This is a genomic window from Fulvivirga sedimenti (assembly GCF_020328055.1).
The window spans coordinates 1,245,667-1,261,719 of the sequence record NZ_JAIXNE010000003.1 but is presented as its reverse complement, the minus strand read 5'-3'; the positions used below and the strand labels follow the sequence as shown (position 1 = coordinate 1,261,719).

The following is a 16,053-nucleotide window of genomic DNA, read 5'->3' as shown; positions in this document are numbered from 1 at the left end:
ATCCGGCGGTGTTACACAGTGTCCCGTATTTTAACAATTCGTTATCCCCTCTTTCCAGGCAGGCAGGCGAACTCAATTCAGGATGACGAGTGAGGGTAGTCTTCTGTTGGGGATTCCTCAACAATATTTCACAGTCTTACAAATTGTAATCCGTCTACACTAAAACCTGTAATAATATTTTCGTCGTTTCGTTCAAAAAATATGCTTTGCCCGTCCTGATCATCGAAAAACCGATCCGTATCTTCCGGATAAAGCGTAAATACATTAGTGCCAACTTTACCCTTGAGCAGTTCCCCTTCCATAAGTATTTCGACCTCAATACCCCGTTCTTCTGCCACATAAGTACCGGCATAGGAATTTAAATCTGCTGTGCTCATATCAATGACAGTCCGAACATCCGGAAGATAAACATTCCATCCGTAAGCGGCATCCACGGAACGGGCAATTTCATTCATCAGTGGACCACCAAGATCACCATTCGTCATGATCGCCATACCCTGACCGCCGGGACCCGCGAATGAGAACAGCATGCAGCGATATCCTTCATTCGCGCCTCCATGCCTGAAATACAACGAGTCTCCCTCACCTCCGAGGCCCGGACCCAGCCCCCAGTCATTGATGTGTTTGGTAAGGATCATTTTGGCAGTTTCCGGCTGAATGAATTCCGTCTCACTACCGTTATAAGCCCTTTGAACAGCCATGGCCCACCTGCCGAGATCCGAAGGTGTTGTCCATAATCCGGCAGCAGCCATCTCAGGATATGTATGCCATTTCCCGGTTACAGGTTGTCCGTCAGGGCGGTGTCCGACTGAAGTATTTTGGTGCATGTCCTCTGGTAAAGGCTGCTGATAGATACTTCTTTCCATACCTGCGGGATCCAGTACATTTTCCTTCATAAATGCGGAGAACGAAGAATTGAAATTTGTTTCGATCACATATTGCATCAGCGTATAGCCTCCGCCGGAATAACGCCATATTGCCCCGGGAATCGTATCCGGAAGTATGGCATCAGAATTCGCCGGCGTTTCCCCTAAAAGAATTTCCATGGTACCGGGAACAGGTTCGTCCGAGGCATAGCCCCGAAAACCATGAACTGTAAGGCCGGCATTGTGGGTAACTAACCTGCGCAATGTGACGTGTTCATTCGGATCATACGGGTTTTCCGGAAGCTTCCATCCGGTAAGGTATGTATTGACATCTGCATCCAGATCCAGGTCTCCCGATTCAATCAGTTTCATCATACCGGATGCGGCAACGGGTTTTGAGATCGATGCCGCCTGAAACCGGGTATTTTCATCCACTGCCTGGGTTCGTCCTGAATCCAGAAATCCATATGTCCGGGTCCATTGGATCTCGTTATTTTCGAAAAACGCAATGCTTACTCCCGGCACCCTGTAATGTGCCATCCGCTCCGAGATCGTCCAGGCAGGCAGCTCGGATCCTTTGATGACGATACCTGGGATCAGTCCGTTTTCTATTGCGGTTACATCGGGCTGATCCTGGATTTCCGCGGGCTTTTCGCTACATGAAAATGTGAGAAGGATGACCACGAGAAAAAGATTGTGGAATTTCATAGCATTGATTTTTCGAACAAGTTAAGGGAATTTGTTTTTCTTATCATTGGATTCAAAGAAAAAGAGCCCTTCAAGGTCAGAGGCTTCGTACTATTTCCTAACTTTCGGAAAGAACTAACATTTTTATTCATTGCGGAACAGATTAGTCTACGAAGGAGCCAGTCAGCTCGAATATGAGATCCGGCAGATTGTACGGAAAGCGGAACAGATCGCAGCACTGGGTATTCCTATTACCTGGGAAAATATCGGTGATCCCATACAAAAACACAATACGATTCCCGGCTGGATCAAGGAGATCGTATCGGGTCTTGTTATGGAAGATTCCAGTTACGGGTATTGTCATTCGAAAGGTGTTCCTGCCACAAGAGAATTCCTTGCAAAGCGCAATAATGCTTTGGGAGGCGTACAGATCACTGCAGAAGATATTCTGTTTTTCAATGGGCTTGGCGATGCCATTTCAAAGCTATATCAATACCTTCCCCCGACATCCCGGATTATCGGTCCGTCACCGGCCTATTCAACCCATAGCTCGGCGGAAGCAGCCCATGCCAACAGTGCACCGCTCACCTATCTGCTGGACCCTGAAAATTCCTGGTATCCGGATCTGGAGGACCTTTACAACAAGGTTAAATTCAATCCAAATATCTCGGGTATCCTGATCATCAATCCGGATAATCCGACAGGCATGATCTATCCCCATGAATACCTGGAGCGAATCGTGTCGATTGCCCGGGAATTTGATTTGCTTCTCATTGCCGATGAGATCTATTCTGCCATCACTGCAAGCGGAAATCAAACAGAACTTCTTTCCCGCATCGTTGGTGACAGACCTGCGATCTCCATGAAAGGTATTTCCAAGGAGTTGCCATGGCCAGGGTCCCGGTGCGGATGGATGGAATTCTACAACCGAAAGAAAGACCCGCAGTTCGATGGTTTCTGCACGGCACTTGAAAATGCCAAGATGGTTGAGGTATGTTCGACAACCTTGCCGCAAAAAGCCATCCCGGCTATCTTTACCGATTCCCGCTACGAGGATTACCTGTGTACGAAAAATCAGGCCATCGCCAGCAGGGGCGAGATTCTCAGCAATCTCTTTAGCAACATGCCGCAAATTTATTTTTCACCCACGCGCGGAGCATTCTACAACACCATCATTTTCAATCCGGCCTTTTTGAATGGAAAACAGCGCCTGGATGTACAGAATGCCGCGGCCAGAGAATTGGTGGAGTCCTGGGTGAACCCGGAGATGCCTCCGGATCGCCGGTTTGTTTATTACCTGCTTGCTGCTACCGGAATATGTGTCGTTCCGCTTTCTTCTTTCCAGTCCGACCTTTCGGGATTCCGTATGACCTTACTCGAACAGGATGAAGAGACCTTCACAACGACCTTTACCCGGATCCGGGAAGCAATAATCGAATTTACCTCGGAAGGCTGACATTATTTGTCCGCATCAGGTATTTACTTGCCTGCATGCACCTGTTACGAAGATCTTATCGTCGAGCTATGAATTACCTGAAATTCGCGATGGATTTTTCTATGGCTGAATTTCGGGGTATCCTGGGATTGGTGATCATCGTGGTCATTATTGATGCATTGAAATTACTGAATTTTCAATGGCCTCTTTCCGATCAGGAAGCATCCCTCTTTACCCGTTATATTGTAGAATCCGCGCCGTTAACTCCCGCGGTCAGCCGGCCGGTTGAGCCGTTCATGCCGGATACCGTCTCCTTTCAGGGACTAACATCAATGGGAATGCCTGAAAATGTGGCTTCAAACCTGATTGCCTACAGAACCAAATCAGGCGGATTTCGTGATAAGGAGCAGATAAGGTCCATTTACGGGATGACCGACAGCCTTTTTGGAATGATTAGTGATCATTTGGTTTTCAAAGAACGGCAACGAATCAACCTGAAAAAGGACCGTAATAGTCAGCCAACGAACCGTCCAGGATGTCCCGATCCGATGGATGTAAATCTGGCAGATTCGCTGATGCTGAGCCTGCTGCACGGCATAGGTCCGGTTCTATCTTCCAGGATCATTTCCTATCGTTCGTTATTAGGCGGGTACGTTGATATTCGTCAATTACTTGAGGTATACGGATTAAAAGACGAGACATTTGAACATATCCGTAGCCGTATTTACGTAGACACGGATTTCAGACCCAGAGCAATTCCATTGAAAACAGGAACTTATCGCGAATTATATAGTCATCCCTATCTCAACTCAAGGCAGGCGGTTATGTTGCTTCGATACCGTCAGCATCACGGAGATTCCATATCTTTTGAAGCACTCCTGGATAACCCGCTTTTTTCAGCTGATGAGGCAGAACGGTTACGGCCATACCTCATTATTACAGACACAGTCCCCGCTTACCGTTAGTTTACTCCAAATCTATTACTGCAATGATCGACAGGTAATCTTGCCGGGTACTGCTAAAAATAATATTTAGATATACCATTAATCGTTCGGCACCGTTCAATAATTCAATTAATTTCCTAATTTTCGAATTCGTATTGAAGGTAGCATGCAGGAAATTCTCCGTTCATATTTAAACAGGCTTACGAATCTCTCGGGCAATAACAGGTCACTCTTATTGCTGCGGTTGCCGGCAAATCAGTTCATCGACCTCCGTGATTTTGAGTTCCTGGTCAAGGATGGTTCCTTCAAAATAATTGAATCACTTATTTCCGGGAAAGAACAGCCGTTATGTCCATTGATGGATTCGCGCGACGATGAAGCCAATGCGATGAGCCGGAAGATTCGTAAACTTGACCGTGAAGACCGGTTCATTTTTGATGAGCGTGGCTCAAAAGATCTCTATGTAGGCTGGCCGTTTGTACATGGAAAGCTTGCTAACGATACGATTGTCCGTGCACCCCTCTTGTTCTTCCCCGTGGAAATCCAGCTCAAAAAAGATCAGTGGGTGCTTGTGCCGCGCAATGACAGTGGAACGATGTTCAATAAGTCATTTCTCCTGGCGTACAGTCACTATAACCAGATCAAGCTGGATGAGGACTTGCTCGAACGCACCTTCGATGACTTCGAAATGGACAGTGCAGTGTTCCGTACCTCCCTGTATCAGCTGCTCAAGGAAAGCAATGTGGAGTTGCACTTCAACCAGGATACCTTTATGGATACCCTGATCAGCTTCGAGGATTATCGCAAGGACGATTATGAAAAGAATCATTCCACCGGTAAGCTGAAGCTTTATTCTGAAGCTGTGGTTGGAATCTTTCCACAGGCCGGATCCTACCTTGTTCCCGATTACCTGCATTTGCTTGAAAATGAGCAGGTAGAATCGATGGATGAATTCTTTGAAAAGCGGGCGGTTTTCACCGAACGTGCCGGAGGTGGTCAGGTTCACGAGGAAAAGGTTCTGAATATTTTTCCAATGGATGCCCACCAGGAAAAAGCGCTGCAGGCAGTGAAGCAGGGTTTCTCCCTGGTAGTGGAGGGACCTCCGGGAACCGGAAAGTCACAGCTGATCTGTAACCTGATCGCCGATCATATGGCGGCCGGCAAAAAAGTACTCGTGGTTTCCCAGAAACGTGCTGCACTGGATATCGTGTATCAGCGGCTAGCCGAGCGGCAGCTGGGTAATTTTGTAGGCCTTGTACATGACTTCAGAAACGACCGAAAAGAAATTTATGGTAAAATAGCCGGACAGATTGACCGGTTGGAAGAATATCAGTCGCGCAACAACGGACTTGATGCTATCCAGCTGGAAAGAAATTTCCTTCAGACCAGCCGTAATATTGATCAGCTCAAGGAAGAACTTGAAGAATTCAGATTTGCCCTGTTTAATGAACAGGAGTGCGGAGTATCGATTAAGGAACTTTACCTGACTGCACACATTCATGCGCCTTCAGTGCCACTGAAACAGGAATATACCCAGTTCAGGTTTGATGAGTTGAGTGAATTTGCACGAAAGCTCAATACATATAGTGAATACCTGCTCCGTTTCCGGGGGACTGATCATATCTGGAACGACCGCATCTCCTTTGCCAGGCTTCAGGCAGGGGAGCTTAAAAATATCCGGGATATTTTGGACGACATTCCGAAGTTCCATAAGCGGATTGAAGATCGGGTAGAAAAAATATTGGGTCACCGGGTAACATTGCAGGATTGTGAATTGATTTATTCACGCAGGGATTTCATTGTCGAGATGCTGGGTATTTTAAAGAAGCCCAGGGCCTACCGGTATTTCAGGCATATGATGAATTATCCTGATCAGGACACCAACCATTTATGGCTTTCCAATATCGAACGTGTGATGATGGAATGCTACACAGGAGATGGCCCGGAAAAAATCCTTAAAACGGAAGAATTAGGTCATTTTCAGGAATCATTGCAGCAGGGCCTTGAAGCCCATGAGAATATTTTCAAGAGAATTCAATGGCGTCTTTTCTCGCGGGAAAAGGCTTTCCTGATCAATACTATCCAGAAAAACGGACTGGATATCAATCGCGAAGGCTTCAATGCAATGGCCCAACGGATCGATAACCGGCTTAACCTGGAACATAACCTTACCAAACTGCGGGATCAGAAATGGTTAAGTGAAATTCCGGACACATATGATAAGGTAGATTACCAGAATTGGTTTCATGTCCAGAAATTGAGTGTTAAAGCCAAACTGGTGTTTAATTCACTTCGAAATTTCAAGGAATTTCTGAACGTACAGGTACTTTCATATGAGGAACTGAGAGAAAAGCTGGAGGAGCTTTTTGTCGTGCTGAAGGATATTCCTGAGAAAAAGGCTGCCTGGCTCACCTATCTCACACCCAGTCAGGTAGGAAAACTGATCAGTGCGCCCCAACTGGCGAATGATCTTTCCAGTGCCCTCGATGAAGACTTTGATGCACTTTGCGAGTATGACCGCCTGAGAGATTCGATGCTGAATGTTGAAATTCAGGTAATCGAGCGCATCATTGAGCTTGATGAGGTGGAGACAGCGAAGGATGTTGAAGACGTATTCATGAATAGTCTGCGCCTGGCGTGGATCGATCATATCGAAACAAAATATCCGGTCCTTCGAACCGTCTCATCGCGAACATTTCAGAAAAAGGTGGCAGAGCTGCAGCAGCGTGTTGATGAAAAGCTGGATATCAGCAATGACATGCTTCTGCTCCGCGCACGTGAGCGCATGTACGAGCATGTTGAATACAACAGGCTCAATAATCGTGTGACCTACCGGGATCTCTATCACCAGGTGACCAAGAAGCGGAGAATATGGCCACTGAGAAGGGTAATCAATGAATTTCAGGATGAGCTTTTTGATTTGATGCCTTGCTGGCTGGCATCGCCGGAGGCGGTTTCTTCTCTATTTCCCATGAGGCCTTTCTTTGATTTGGTGATTTTCGATGAGGCATCCCAATGCTTTGTGGAGAAGGGTATACCTGCGATGTACCGTGGCCGTCAGCTGGTGGTCGCCGGTGATGATAAACAGCTCCGGCCAAATGACCTTTACCAGGTTCGCTTTGAAGGGGAGACGAATGATGTACTTGAGCTTGAAATTGATTCATTGCTGGAGCTCGCGTCTAAACACCTGATGCAGGTTCACCTCAAGGGTCATTACAGGAGTAAATCACTGGACCTGATCGACTTTTCCAACCGTCATTTCTATAAAGGCAATCTCATTCTCCTTCCCGAATACCAGGTTGTCAATTCAGGAATTCCGGCGATTGAATACAGGAAGGTTGAAGGTATATGGGAGAATAATACAAATGATGCTGAAGCGGTCGAAATAGCAGATATTCTGCTGGAAATGATCCGGAAGAAGTCTAAAAAGGATGTAGGGGTAGTTACTTTTAATGCACGACAACAGGAATATATCCAGGATATGCTGGATGAACGGCTGCTGGAAAGCGGTTTAATCTGGCCGGAACACTGGTTTGTAAAAAATATTGAAAATGTTCAAGGTGATGAAAAAGATGTGATCATCTTTTCGGTAGGCTATGCCCCCGACAAAAAAGGTAAAATGAGCCTTCAGTTCGGAAGTCTGAATGCCGCAAATGGCGAAAACAGGCTTAATGTGGCCGTGACCCGCGCACGTGAAAAAGTCATTCTTGTGAGTAGTATTTTGCCACAGCAACTCAAAACGGACAAAACCAAAAATGAAGGTCCGAAGTTGTTAAAAAAATACCTGGAATATGCCTGGGAGGTTTCTGAAGGCAGGTTTGAGCCGTTTGTGAAAGAACAAAAAGCACATCCGGCGGAATGGTATCTGAAGTCGAAGTTGCTGGAATTCGGTGAAGAATCCCTTGAGGATGTGACTCTTACAAATGAACTGCCATTTTCTGATCTCACAGCGAAACAAGGTAAAAAGTATGTGGGTCTGGTTTTAACCGACGATGAACGATATTTCCAGTCCGAATCGGTAAAGGACAGCCACGTCTATTTGCCAAGAATTCTGTCTGATAAAAACTGGTATTTCACTTCATTCTTCAGCCGTGAATACTGGCAAAATCCCGGTAAAGTAAATGAAGCACTTGTGCACTTTGTTAATCTGCATAAAGAGAGTCACGAATAATTACATCTCAGAACCACATTTGTAGCAATAGGAAGCTTTGTCACTGTGCTCTTCGGCACCGCAGTGCTGGCATGACCGGGTATTACTGTGAATGATATTTCCTTTTTTTGCCATTTCTGATGTTACAATTCCCGTGGGAACTGCAATAATCCCGTAACCCAGGATCATGATCAGTGTTGCGAGACCCTGTCCAAGTGGGGTTTGCGGTGCGATATCACCATATCCTACGGTCGTGAGTGTAACAACCGCCCAATAGATACTTTTAGGGATAGAGGTAAATCCATTTTCACCGCCCTCAATGATATACATCATTGTTCCAAGGATTACCACCATGATAAAAACACTGCCCACAAATACGATGATCTTGGCGCGGCTGGCCCGTAATGCTTCCTTAAGCACCGAGGCTTCGCCCAGGAATCGGACCAGCTTGAATACACGGAAAACCCGGATAAGCCGAATGCTTCGGAGGATCAGGAAAGCCTGTGCACCTGATATGAATAAAGCGATGAAAGCCGGCAGGATGGAAAGGAGGTCAATTACACCATAGAAACTGGTGGCATATTTCCAGGGTTTGTTAACAGACCAAAGACGAGCAATATATTCAACTGTGAAAAGCGCAGTGAAAATCCATTCGGCAATGAAGAGGATATTGCCGTACTTGAGTCTGATTTCCAGAACGCTTTCGAGCATTACGGCGATCACACTCAGCACAATCGCAACCAGCAGAACAACATCGAAAGTTTTACCCCAGAATGTATCAGCTTCAAATATTACCTCATGGGTTTTCTCCCGCAAGCGCTCATATCGAGATTCATGCTTCATGGGTGTAATTTCTAAGATTACTAGCTTAAATACAAATGGCAGAAAACCTGTCAGTCAATCAAAGAGTGCGGCCGGTAATTTCTAGTCCATCAGCTTCTGAAGGATTTCAATGGCCGCTTTAGAGATTACCGTGCCCGGTCCGAATATCCCGCCAACGCCGGCATCGTACAGGAAATCGTAATCTGCCGGAGGAATTACTCCCCCTGCAATGACCGTAATATCATTCCTCCCCATTGATTTTAAGGATTCGATCAACGCGGGAATCAGGGTTTTATGTCCGCCCGCCAGGCTTGATGCTCCGATAAGGTGCACATCATTTTCAATTGCTTGTTTCGCCACTTCCTCGGGGGTCTGAAAAAGCGGACCAATATCAACGTCAAATCCGAGATCGGCAAAGCTCGTGGCGATAACCTTAGCGCCACGGTCATGGCCGTCCTGACCCATTTTGGCCACAAGGATTCTTGGCCGGCGTCCTTCTTTTTCCGCGAATTTATCAGATAGCTCGCGTGCTTCGTGAAATTTCTTGTCCATTTGCAATTCAGATGAATAAACCCCGCTGATGGCACGGGTGGTGGCCTTATGCCGGCCGAATACTTTTTCCATGGCATCGGATATTTCGCCAAGGGTAGCACGTGCCCGTGCAGCTTCAACCGCTGCTTCGAGCAGGTTGCCTTTTCCTGAGGCAGCTATTTCACTGATATTGTCCAGGGCTTGTTGTACCGCTGCATCATTCCGTTCTTCTTTCAGCTTTTTCAGACGGGCGATCTGCTCATCACGTACACGCGTATTATCGACTTCCAGGATCTCAAAATCCGGCTTCTCATCCGTTTCGTATCTGTTTACGCCTACAATGATATCCTTGCCTGAATCAATTCTTGCCTGCTTACGTGCAGCTGCTTCCTCAATGCGCATTTTGGGGATCCCGCTCTCAATAGCAGCCGCCATACCCCCGAGAGAATCAATTTCCCGGATGTGTTCCCACGCCCGTCCGACGAGTTCGTTGGTAAGATTTTCGAGGTACGCCGATCCACCATATGGGTCAACAACTTCCGTAATACCTGCAACTTTTTGTAAAAAGAGCTGCGTGTTCCTGGCAATGCGTGCGGAATAGTCGGTAGGTAATGCAATGGCCTCGTCAAGCGCATTCGTGTGGAGAGACTGTGTTCCACCCAGCACCGCGGCCATGGCTTCAATGCATGTACGTGTTACGTTGTTGTAAGGATCCTGCTCGGTGAGGCTCCATCCTGAGGTCTGGCAGTGTGTGCGCAATGCCATTGATTTTTCATTTTTTGGATTGAATTCCTTCACGATCTGCGCCCACATCAACCGGCCTGCACGCATTTTTGCTACCTCCATAAAATGGTTCATGCCAATTCCCCAGAAGAATGACAGTCTTGGTGCAAATGCATCAATATCAAGCCCTGCTGCGATACCGGTACGCAAATATTCCAGTCCGTCTGCCAGGGTGTATGCCAGTTCAATATCCGCAGTGGCCCCGGCTTCCTGCATGTGGTACCCACTGATACTGATGGAATTGAAGCGTGGCATCTTTTCAGATGTGTACTTGAAAATATCTGATATAATGCGCATGGATGGCTTGGGCGGATAGATATACGTATTCCGCACCATGAATTCCTTTAGAATATCGTTCTGGATAGTGCCGCTGAGCAGTTCCGGTTTCACGCCTTGTTCTTCCGCTGCGACAATGTAAAATGCCATAATCGGGATAACAGCACCGTTCATGGTCATAGATACCGACATCTTATCCAGTGGGATCTGATCAAACAGGATCTTCATATCCAGTACGGAATCAATAGCGACCCCGGCTTTTCCCACATCCCCGGTAACCCGCGGATGATCGGAATCATATCCACGGTGGGTGGCCAGGTCGAAGGCTACTGAAAGGCCTTTCTGACCTGCCGCCAGGTTTCTGCGGTAAAAAGCATTTGATTCCTCTGCAGTAGAAAAGCCCGCATATTGGCGAACCGTCCAGGGCCTTACCGTATACATGGTTGTGTAGGGTCCCCGCAGATATGGAGGTATTCCGGAAGAAAAACCGGTGTGCGGCAGTTTTTTAGTGATGTTGTATTCCGACATTACCGTAATTTTCTCAGCCGCCTCCCATTCAGATGCAGGTGAAGATGCCGGGGCAGGTTGATACGTATCGAAATCAATATTTTTAAAATCTGGTTTCATTCGGCTGAAAGTTTTTGAAATTTCTCCCAAACGGCTCTTCCGAGCTGTTCTGTGAGTGATTCAATGTAGTAGGCTCCCGCGAGGGCATCCCTTGTCTTATCCAGGTATGATTCTTCCTTGAGAATGATTCCGGTATTTCTGGCGATCCTTTTCTGCAACAGGCTTTCGGCATCCTCCGGCATCACCGTTAGTGCATGGACACCTCCCAGGACCCCGGCCATTGCCGATGAAGCCGATTTAATAAGATTACCCATGGGTTGATAGTTTTCCTCAATCCACGGTGTGGATATTCCATGAATCAATATATCGTCCGGATTAATCCTGCTTCCCCAGGCATGAACAAGCTTATACATTAACATGCGAATGGCACGCAATCGGACAATTTCATGAAAATATGCCGGCCCCAGTTTGATGCCAAAGACAAGTTCACCTGCCACCTGATCCGCTGTATGTCCCATACTGATAAACTTATCCAGGTTATCACTTACGTTAATCATCAGGTTTGCCAATGAATCTATGACGCCTTCACCACTTTCCGGTTGTTCAAAATACTGGCTCCGGAATTTTGGCCAGGGCTCAAACAGACTGATCAGGTGATCAGTGTTATCTTTTGATTCCTTCAGATGAATATAACCGGTAACGTCCTGCCGATCCACATCCCGGGAATCGAGCCACGCACGGATGGCGTCGGCCTGCTTCATTTCTTTCACGGTGAAGGACAGGAAAATATATTCCGGCAGCACATCCTGGAGAAGGACTGAAATCGAAACAGGCTTCCGGATGTCAAAATGTATTCCTTCGGCCCCATTCATCAGGAGTTCGAGCGCTTCGGCATTTGCGGTGGAGGCATCATCCACGACAATACGAACTACATTATACCATCCCCGCGCTGCCATACCCTTGCCGTCCCCGGGGGTCAGTTGATTGCTGAATGTCAGGATTTTATCATTCAGATCACCCGAATCGTAGTATGGCTTGATTTGAAGGTCGCCCCAATTTTTGAACAGTGCTTCAAAAGCTTCCGCCGATTTTAAATCATTGATGGCGTGTTTTTGCCACTCGTCGAAATTTACTGATTTAAATTCTGTCATAATTGTTGGATCACGCAGTAAAGTTACTAATTTGATAAGAAACACCGATTGTAAAAAGGGTCTCTGCAAAAAGACACAAACAGGCGATTAGAGGGCATATCTAAAAAACTCAGAATATCCCTCACGTTAATCTTTCATGTTCCTGTTTTTTTTGCCAAATTTGTTTCCCTTTTTAAATCAGAAGTTACATCTGAACAAAAGTTTATATTCTTATTACATGAAGATTGATTGTGGAACAGTTTGGGGCGATTGTCTTCGAGTGATCAGGGAACATGTGCCGGAGCAGAGTTTTAATACCTGGTTCAAGCCCATTATCCCTTTGAGTTGCTCGGATGACGTGCTAACAATACAAGTGCCCAGTCAATTCTTTTATGAATGGCTTGAAGAGCATTATGTACAGGTTTTAAAAAAGGCGATTACCGCCGTAATGGGCCCGCAGGCCCGCCTGGAATATTCGGTAATTGTAGACAGGGGCAACAGTAGAACCTCGCCCTTATCGGTAAACCTTCCCAACAGACCGAATAATAAGAACAGTAACGGACAAAATTCATCTACTGATTATTTTTCTCCGTTCCACCTGAAAAATGTGGATACACTTTACCAGGAATCGCAACTTAATCCGAATTATACCTTCGATACCTATATTGAAGGGGATTGCAACCGGCTGGCCCGATCTGCCGGATTTGCAGTTGCCCAGAAACCAGGAATCACTTCATTCAATCCGTTGATGCTTTATGGCGGGGTGGGATTGGGCAAGACTCACCTGGTTCAGGCCATTGGAAATGAGATCAAGTCGAATATCGGTGACCGGTTTGTGCTTTATGTTTCATCGGAAAAATTCACAAATCAGTTCATAGAGGCACTTCGAAATAATAAGATCCAGGAATTTCAGAACTTCTACATGCAGGTAGATATCCTGATCATCGACGATGTGCAGTTTCTGGCAGGAAAAGAAAGAACCCAGGAAATATTCTTCCATATTTTCAACCATCTGCACCAGGCGGGTAAGCAGATTATTATGACCAGTGACTGCCCGCCGCGGGATCTGAAAGGTTTACAGGAAAGGCTGCTCTCGCGGTTTAAATGGGGACTTACAGCAGATCTGCAGCAGCCTGATTATGAAACGCGCGTTGCCATTATTCAGCGCAAGATGCAGGCCGACGGGATCAATATTCCGGATAATGTGATTGAATACCTTGCTTACAGCGTCGACACGAATGTCCGGGAACTGGAAGGAGTACTCATTTCGCTGATTGCGCATGCATCCTTAAGCAGGGCGGAACTTGACCTGGAACTTGCAAAGCAAATTCTGAAAAATATTGTCCATGATATTGACACTGAAGTAAGCATCGACTACATCCAGAAGACGATCTCTGAATATTTTAAAGTTGATGTTGAAGATCTCAAGGATAAAACCCGCAAGAAGGAGATCGTTATCGCGCGCCAGGTTGCGATGTATTTCTCCAAGGAATACACCGATCATTCACTGAAGGCGATCGGATATCATTTCGGGGGCCGTGATCACAGTACAGTGATACATGCGGTGCAGTCTGTGAATGACATGATGGATACCAGCAACAGTTTCAAATCCCAGATTGAAGAGCTTAAGAAAAAGCTCAAGATGAAAGCTATCTGATTTAATTTTTATCTTTTTGTAACGCCGCATACCAACACCCCGTACCTTTAAGGTATGAGTAATTCCTATCCCATCAATTCACGAAATAAGGTGAAACGTGTCCCGAACCGGGGTCACTATGATCAGAAAACGGTTTTTGAAGTCCTGGATGCAGGAGAGATTGCCCATGTGTCATTTGTTGCCGACGGACAGCCATTTGTTATTCCTACCCTGTACGGGCGAAGCGGAGAAGTAATTTATATCCATGGTTCTGCGGCAAGCAGAATGTTGAAAGCGCTTGAGGTGGGGATTCCTTGTTCAGTTTGCGTTACCCTGGTGGATGGCCTCGTACTTGCGAGATCTGCATTCCATCATTCAATGAATTACCGGTCTGTTGTTTTATTTGGTACCGCCCGAAAGGTGGAGGGCGACGAAAAGAATGAAGCTCTTCGAACGATCTCCGAACACCTGATCCCGGGTCGCTGGAATGAGGTGCGGGAGCCTACCGACAAGGAATTGAAGGGAACCATGGTACTTCGGCTTGAAATTGATCAGGCCAGCGCAAAAATTCGTACGGGTGGACCGAAGGATGACACGGAAGACTATGACCTGCCGATCTGGGCCGGGACCGTTCCGTTCAAACGGCAGGTATTGACTCCGGAAACAGATCCGGATTCAAAGGCTTCCTATGATGTGCCTGAATCGGTACTGAATTATCTCAAATCAAAGGAATAATACCCGCGGCGCCCCTGTTTATTGATACCCTCCATGATTACGCGTCCGCGGATTTTGGTTAAAATATCCACCAGTTCCTCGGGGGTTTTGATCTTATAATTATTGATCTCCGTAACTACGAAGTCTTCGGTGACACCGATGCGTTTTAATAAGCCGTTTTCAATATTGAATACCTTCACGCCATATTCAATTTCCAGGATATCCCTTTCCACCTTTGATACAGTTTCAAATTTTGCTCCCAGCACCTCTGAGGAGAAGATCTGTCGGCGAAGAATCGATGTCGTTCCCTCCCGGTTGGTGAGGGTTATTTTCGCCGCCTTTTCAGTACCGTCGCGCTCGTACACTACGGTGATCACGTCGCCCGGCGAATTGTAGCTGAGATCTTCCTCAAATTCCGACCGGCTGTTAACCGGATCATCGTTGATGCTTAGAATGATATCACCTTCTTTCAGACCGGCACGTGCTGCTGCTCCGTCTTCCTGAATATATCCCAGCACCACTCCCTTGAATTCTTTGTCGGCATCCACCTTAATATCAAGGCGGTCGGCAATTACAGAATTAAAGTCTACGACTTCACCTCCGAAAAATGCTTTCTGAACTTCTCCGTATTCAATAATATCATCTACCACCTTTTTTACGATGTCGATGGGAACAGCGAAGCCATAACCGGCATAGGAGCCTGTTTGCGACAGAATTGCTGTATTAATCCCAACGAGTTCGCCCGCACTGTTAACCAGTGCTCCTCCGCTGTTTCCCGGGTTGATGGCCGCATCAGTCTGAATGAACGATTCAATGGGGAAGTTGCTTTGAAGTATATTGATCTCACGGCCTTTGGCGCTCACTATGCCGGCTGTAACCGTGGAGGTCAGGTTGAAGGGATTACCTACCGCGATTACCCATTCGCCAACCTGCAGGACTTTTGAACTTCCCAGCCTGATGGCAGGAAGATTTTTATCCTCAATCTTAAGTACTGCAAGGTCGGTGGAAGGGTCCACACCGATCAGGCTCGCTTCATATGTTTTTTTATTGTAGACTACTTCCAGCTTATCGGCCTGATTTACAACATGATTATTGGTAACGATATAGCCATCTGCTGTGAAAATCACACCTGATCCGCTGCTGATCCGTGTTTCCGTTCCGGGATCCCTGTCAAATAGGTAATCCAGGTAGCTGCGTGAATAAACCTGCTCGCTGATATTTTTTATGTAAACCACACTTTGGGTAGTCAGACGGGACGCTTCCACGAAATCTTCGGCGGGAAGAACCGTGCGTGATTCAGATATTGCAGGTTCGTTTTCAGAATAATTTGCGACGGTTTGAACCGGAATATTGGTCTCGCTGGCCTTTGAATCCAACGCAAGTTGATCATAGACAAACGATCCCCCGATTCCGGCAATAAATCCGATCAAAATGGTTGCAATGGTTTTCCTCATGGTCAGTACATTTTTCAGGTAAATTTACAACACTTTATAACGTGACAAAAATCCGGAA

10 protein-coding genes are annotated in these 16,053 nt (G+C 46.5%); 5 read left to right on the top strand and 5 right to left on the bottom strand.

The features are described from left to right. Positions 1-128: 128 nt before the first annotated feature. Positions 129-1,574: a serine hydrolase domain-containing protein gene (locus LDX50_RS17820; RefSeq protein WP_225698661.1), complete on the bottom strand. Its 1,446-nt coding sequence runs from the start codon at positions 1,572-1,574 to the stop codon at positions 129-131. 130 nt (positions 1,575-1,704) lie between these two features. Here LDX50_RS17820 and LDX50_RS17815 point away from each other — a divergent pair, with 130 nt between their 5' ends. The 3 genes from LDX50_RS17815 to LDX50_RS17805 all read left to right on the top strand — a co-directional run bounded on the left by LDX50_RS17815 (position 1,705) and on the right by LDX50_RS17805 (position 8,103). Then, the gene (locus LDX50_RS17815) at positions 1,705-3,009 is read left to right on the top strand and encodes a pyridoxal phosphate-dependent aminotransferase (RefSeq protein ID WP_225698660.1); all 1,305 of its coding nucleotides are present in this window, start codon (positions 1,705-1,707) and stop codon (positions 3,007-3,009) included. Positions 3,010-3,077: 68 nt separating this feature from the next. Continuing rightward, positions 3,078-3,953 carry a helix-hairpin-helix domain-containing protein gene (locus LDX50_RS17810; protein ID WP_225698659.1) on the top strand — a complete coding sequence of 292 codons (876 nt, stop codon included), beginning with the start codon at positions 3,078-3,080 and terminating at the stop codon, positions 3,951-3,953. 145 nt (positions 3,954-4,098) lie between these two features. After that, complete coding sequence (locus LDX50_RS17805; RefSeq protein WP_225698658.1) at positions 4,099-8,103, top strand: AAA domain-containing protein; 4,005 nt, start codon at positions 4,099-4,101, stop codon at positions 8,101-8,103. On the opposite strand, the gene LDX50_RS17800 is transcribed toward LDX50_RS17805, so the two are convergent. The 3 genes from LDX50_RS17800 to LDX50_RS17790 all read right to left on the bottom strand — a co-directional run bounded on the left by LDX50_RS17800 (position 8,104) and on the right by LDX50_RS17790 (position 12,212). Then, a complete protein-coding gene (locus tag LDX50_RS17800) occupies positions 8,104-8,925 on the bottom strand; it encodes an ion transporter (RefSeq protein ID WP_225698657.1) in 822 nt (273 codons plus the stop codon). Positions 8,926-9,006: 81 nt separating this feature from the next. Continuing rightward, entirely contained in the window at positions 9,007-11,121 is a 2,115-nt protein-coding gene (gene scpA, locus LDX50_RS17795) for a methylmalonyl-CoA mutase (protein ID WP_225698656.1), read from the bottom strand. Then, complete coding sequence (locus LDX50_RS17790) at positions 11,118-12,212, bottom strand: methylmalonyl-CoA mutase family protein (RefSeq protein ID WP_225698655.1); 1,095 nt, start codon at positions 12,210-12,212, stop codon at positions 11,118-11,120. Before LDX50_RS17790 ends, scpA begins: the two co-directional genes overlap by 4 nt. A 217-nt stretch (positions 12,213-12,429) precedes the next feature. Here LDX50_RS17790 and dnaA point away from each other — a divergent pair, with 217 nt between their 5' ends. Continuing rightward, positions 12,430-13,848, top strand: a complete 1,419-nt coding sequence (gene dnaA / locus LDX50_RS17785; protein WP_225698654.1) for a chromosomal replication initiator protein DnaA — start codon at positions 12,430-12,432, stop codon at positions 13,846-13,848. Between the two features lie 54 nt (positions 13,849-13,902). Then, positions 13,903-14,562, top strand: coding sequence for a pyridoxamine 5'-phosphate oxidase family protein (locus LDX50_RS17780; protein WP_225698653.1), 660 nt, complete (start codon positions 13,903-13,905; stop codon positions 14,560-14,562). On the opposite strand, the gene LDX50_RS17775 is transcribed toward LDX50_RS17780, so the two are convergent. Beyond that, a complete protein-coding gene (locus tag LDX50_RS17775; RefSeq protein ID WP_225698652.1) occupies positions 14,541-15,995 on the bottom strand; it encodes a S1C family serine protease in 1,455 nt (484 codons plus the stop codon). The genes LDX50_RS17780 and LDX50_RS17775 overlap by 22 nt on opposite strands. Between the last annotated feature and the right edge of the window lie 58 nt (positions 15,996-16,053).

Excerpts from the sequence above, each read along its gene's own strand:
- LDX50_RS17820 (WP_225698661.1), bottom strand. The coding sequence starts at position 1,574 with ATGAAATTCCACAATCTTTTTCTCGTGGTCATCCTTCTCACATTTTCA.
- LDX50_RS17810 (WP_225698659.1), top strand. The coding sequence starts at position 3,078 with ATGAATTACCTGAAATTCGCGATGGATTTTTCTATGGCTGAATTTCGG.
- LDX50_RS17805 (WP_225698658.1), top strand. The coding sequence starts at position 4,099 with ATGCAGGAAATTCTCCGTTCATATTTAAACAGGCTTACGAATCTCTCG.
- LDX50_RS17800 (WP_225698657.1), bottom strand. The coding sequence starts at position 8,925 with ATGAAGCATGAATCTCGATATGAGCGCTTGCGGGAGAAAACCCATGAG.
- scpA (WP_225698656.1), bottom strand. The coding sequence starts at position 11,121 with ATGAAACCAGATTTTAAAAATATTGATTTCGATACGTATCAACCTGCC.
- LDX50_RS17790 (WP_225698655.1), bottom strand. The coding sequence starts at position 12,212 with ATGACAGAATTTAAATCAGTAAATTTCGACGAGTGGCAAAAACACGCC.
- dnaA (WP_225698654.1), top strand. The coding sequence starts at position 12,430 with ATGAAGATTGATTGTGGAACAGTTTGGGGCGATTGTCTTCGAGTGATC.
- LDX50_RS17780 (WP_225698653.1), top strand. The coding sequence starts at position 13,903 with ATGAGTAATTCCTATCCCATCAATTCACGAAATAAGGTGAAACGTGTC.
- LDX50_RS17775 (WP_225698652.1), bottom strand. The coding sequence starts at position 15,995 with ATGAGGAAAACCATTGCAACCATTTTGATCGGATTTATTGCCGGAATC.